Here is a 3,738-nt window from a genome sequence, read left to right on the forward strand (position 1 = left end):
GACCAGGGTGGTCTTGCCGCCCGCGAGGCCGCCCGCGTCCCGCTGCCCGACACCGCCGAGTACGCCCTCAAGATCGCGGTCGTGGGCGGCTTCGGGGTCGGCAAGACCACCCTGGTCCGCTCGGTCAGCGAGATCCGCCCGCTCAGCACCGAGGAGACCATGACCCGGGCGGGGCACGGCGTCGACGACGTGGACGGGGTGGAGTCCAAGCGCGCCACCACCGTCGCCTTCGACTTCGGCCGCATCACCCTGGACGCCGCCTCGGTGCTCTACGTCTTCGGCGCCCCGGGCCAGGAGCGCTTCTGGTTCCTGTGGGACCGCCTCTTCTCCGGAGCCCTGGGCGCGGTGGTCCTGGTGGACACCCGGCGCCTGGAGGACTCCTTCTACGCCATCGACCGCCTGGAGGCCCAGGGCACACCCTTCGTCGTGGCCCACAACGACTTCGGTGAGGCCGAGCACAGCCTGGAGAAGGTGCGCGCCGCCCTGGACCTGGACGCCTCGGTCCCCCTGCTGCGCTGCGACGCGCGCGCACGCGACTCGGCCAAGCAGGTCCTCATCGCGCTGGTCGGCCACGTCCGCGCCCTGGTCACGGAGGCCGTCCGGTGAGCGCCCCCCCGGATCTGTCCGGTGAAAAGCCCCGGATCTGTCCGGTGAGCGGTACCGGGACCCGCCCGGCCCCCCTCCACGGCCCCGACCTGCGAACCCGTCCCCGACGGCCGAGCCGAGCGGCCGTCCGCCCCCTTCTCCCAAAGGACCGAGAGTGGCCGAACCCGTCCGGCTGTACGACCCCAGCTTCAACGCCGACCCCCAGGGCTCCTACCGGGCCATGCGCGCCGAACACGGTTCCGTGGTGCCCGTGCTCATGGAGGGCGACGTCCCCGCGTGGCTGGTCATCGGCTACCACGAGCTCCACCACGTCCTCAACACCCCCGAGGTGTTCGCGCGCGACCCCCGCCGCTGGAACGCCTGGGACCGGGTGCCGCGGGACTGGCCGCTGCTGCCGGTGCTCGCGCCCCAGCCCAACCTGCTCTCCGCCGAGGGCGAGGAGCACCGGCGCCGCACCGCCGCGGTCAACGACGCCCTGAACGGAGCCGACCCGCACGAGCTGCGCGCGGTCACCGCCCGCCTGGCCGACCGCCTCGTCGACGGGTTCTGCGCCTCCAGCGGCACCGACCTGCGCACGCACTACGCGCAGCGGCTCCCGTCCCTGGTCCTGTGCTGGATGTACGGCCTCGACGACGACCGCGGCGAGGCGGTCACCACCCTGATGGGCACCATGTTCGACGCCGGTCCCGACGCGGTCGGGGCCCACGTCGAGATCGCGGCCGAGTTCAGCAGGCTCGTCGCCTCCCGCCGCGCCGAACCCGGACCCGACGTGGTGTCCCGGATGATCGCCCACCCGGCGGGCTACGGAGACGCGGACCTGGTCGCCGAACTGGTCGCCGTCCTGGGCGGAGCCCACCAGACCACCTCCGAGTGGATCGGCAACGCGCTGCGCCTGATGCTCACCGACGACCGCTTCTCCGCCTCCATGGCGGGCGCCCGCAGCAGCGTCCGCGAGGCCCTGGCCGAGGTCCTGTGGGAGGACTCCCCGTCCCAGATGAACGCCGGGCGCTTCGCCGCCCGCGACGTCGAGCTGGACGGCAGGGTCATCCGCAGGGGCGACCTGCTCCTGCTGGGCTACGCCGCGGCCAACAAGGACCCGCGGCTGCACACCGGCGAGCGCTCCTCGGCCGTCCGGGGCAACCACGCCCACCTGTCCTTCTCCCACGGCGAGCACAGCTGCCCCCACGCCGCGCAGGGGATCGCCGAGGTCATGGCGGTCACGGCGGTGGAGGTGCTGCTGGACCGCCTGCCCGACGTCGAACTGGCCATCCCCGCCGAGGAGGTCCGCTGGCGGCCCTCGCCCTGGGTGCGGGGGGTCGTTTCGCTGCCGGTCGCCTTCACCCCCACACCCCCGCAAGGAGTCCTGTGATGCCCTGCCCCGTCCAGCACACCCCCGACGGAATCCCGCTGGTGCACGCCGTCCCCGACGACGTGCAGGCCGACCGCGAACGCCTCCACCGGGCCGGACCCGTCACCCGGGTCGAACTCCCCGGCGGGGTCCGCGCCTGGGCCACCACCCACCACGAGGTCAGCCGCGCCACCCTCAACGACCCCCGCTTCGTCAAGAGCGTCGACCACTGGGACGACTACCAGAGCGGCCGGGTCCCCGAGGGCTGGCCGCTGATGGGCACGATCCCCACCGACGGCTCCAACATGCTTGCCCAGGACGGCGCCGCCCACCGGCGCATGCGCAGGCTCACCGCCAGCCCGTTCTCGGCGCGCCGCGTGGAGCGCCTGCGCCCGCGCATCGAGGAGATCACCGCCCGGGCGCTGGACGCCCTGGAGCCGCGCGCGCACGAACCCCTGGACCTGAAGTCGGAGTTCACCTTCCGGGTTCCCATGGGGGTGATCGGCGAACTGTACGGGGTGGCCGAGGCCGAGTACGCCCAGCTCGGCGAGATGTACGCCAAGCTCTTCTCCGGCACCACCGAGGAGGGCGAGCACCTGCGGATCTACGGCGCCCTGTTCCAGTTCTTCGCGGAGATGGTCGCCCGCAAGCGCGCCAGCCTCGACGAGCACGACGACTTCACCACCGACCTGCTCAGGGCCCGGGAGGACGGCGACTCCCTCAGCGACACCGAGGTCACCATCACCCTGCTGACGGTGGTGGCGGCCGGGCACGAGACCACCGTCAACCTGCTCAACAACGTGGTGCGCGCCCTGCTCGCCCACCCCGACCAGTTCGCCCTGCTCAAGGCGGACAAGGTCACGTGGGAGCAGGTCGTGGAGGAGACGCTGCGCTACGACCCGCCCAACAACGTCATGATGTTCCGCTTCGCCACCGAGGACGTGGAGGTCGGCGGGCAGACCATCCGCAAGGGCGAGGCGCTGATGACGCACTACGGCGCGGCCACCCGCGACCGCGCGGAGTTCGGCGAGGACCCGGACCCGTCCGTCTTCGACCCGCAGCGCACCGAGGGGCGCCACATCACCTTCGGTTACGGCCCGCACATCTGCCCCGGGGCGCCGCTGTCGCGCCTGGAGGCCGGGATCATCCTGCCCATGCTCTTCGAGCGCTTCCCCGACCTGCGGCTGGCCGTCCCCGACGAGGAACTGCGGGTGCAGTCCGCGCTCTCGGTCACCAGCCTGAGGGAGTTCCCGGTCGTGCTGCGCCCCTGACCGGTGGGTCGCACGGCGTGCGGACCGCCCCCGCGCCCCCGGCAGCCCCGGCCGGGCGAGCGGGGGCCGCGCCGTGCGGCCCCCGTCGCGTTCCGGCCGGGGCGGCGGCCCGGCCGGTACCGGGAGCGGCCTCCCCGCCGTCCCGGGATCGGCAGCGGCCCCGGGACGCTCCCCGCCCCGTGTCAAGAAGTCCTTACGCCGTGAGCCCCCCGTGTTGACGCCTCCCGGCCGTAGGCTCGGCTGGTCGCCGGTCCTCACGGGGGAAGGGAACGGACATGACGCCGACCAGGCTGGCCGCCGCCGCGGCCCTGGCCGTGCTCGTCGCCTCCGGCTGCGGGGCGCCGAGGGACACGGCCCCGGGGGAGGGGCGGCCGCTCCACCCCACCGCCCTGTTCCAGTTCTTCGCGGAGATGGTCGCCCGCAAGCGCGCCAGCCTCGACGAGCACGACGACTTCACCACCGCCCTGCCCGGGCCCCGGCCAGGACAGCGACTCCCTCAGCGACACCGAGGTC

4 protein-coding genes are annotated in these 3,738 nt (G+C 73.6%); all 4 read left to right on the forward strand.

The annotated features are described in order from the left end of the window. The first annotated feature begins 42 nt into the window (after positions 1–42). Positions 43–606 carry an ATP/GTP-binding protein gene (locus ABD54_RS25930; protein WP_082167003.1) on the forward strand — a complete coding sequence of 188 codons (564 nt, stop codon included), beginning with the start codon at positions 43–45 and terminating at the stop codon, positions 604–606. A gap of 154 nt (positions 607–760) precedes the next feature. Beyond that, positions 761–1,975 carry a cytochrome P450 gene (locus ABD54_RS25935; RefSeq protein WP_047872174.1) on the forward strand — a complete coding sequence of 405 codons (1,215 nt, stop codon included), beginning with the start codon at positions 761–763 and terminating at the stop codon, positions 1,973–1,975. Next, positions 1,975–3,225: a cytochrome P450 gene (locus tag ABD54_RS25940; protein WP_047872175.1), complete on the forward strand. Its 1,251-nt coding sequence runs from the start codon at positions 1,975–1,977 to the stop codon at positions 3,223–3,225. Before ABD54_RS25935 ends, ABD54_RS25940 begins: the two co-directional genes overlap by 1 nt. 275 nt (positions 3,226–3,500) lie before the next feature. Further along, a partial coding sequence (locus ABD54_RS25945) for a hypothetical protein (RefSeq protein ID WP_047872176.1) occupies positions 3,501–3,738 on the forward strand: 238 nt, incomplete at its 3' end.

It is taken from the genome of Nocardiopsis sp. RV163, assembly GCF_001029525.1.
Lineage (GTDB): Bacteria > Actinomycetota > Actinomycetes > Streptosporangiales > Streptosporangiaceae > Nocardiopsis > Nocardiopsis dassonvillei.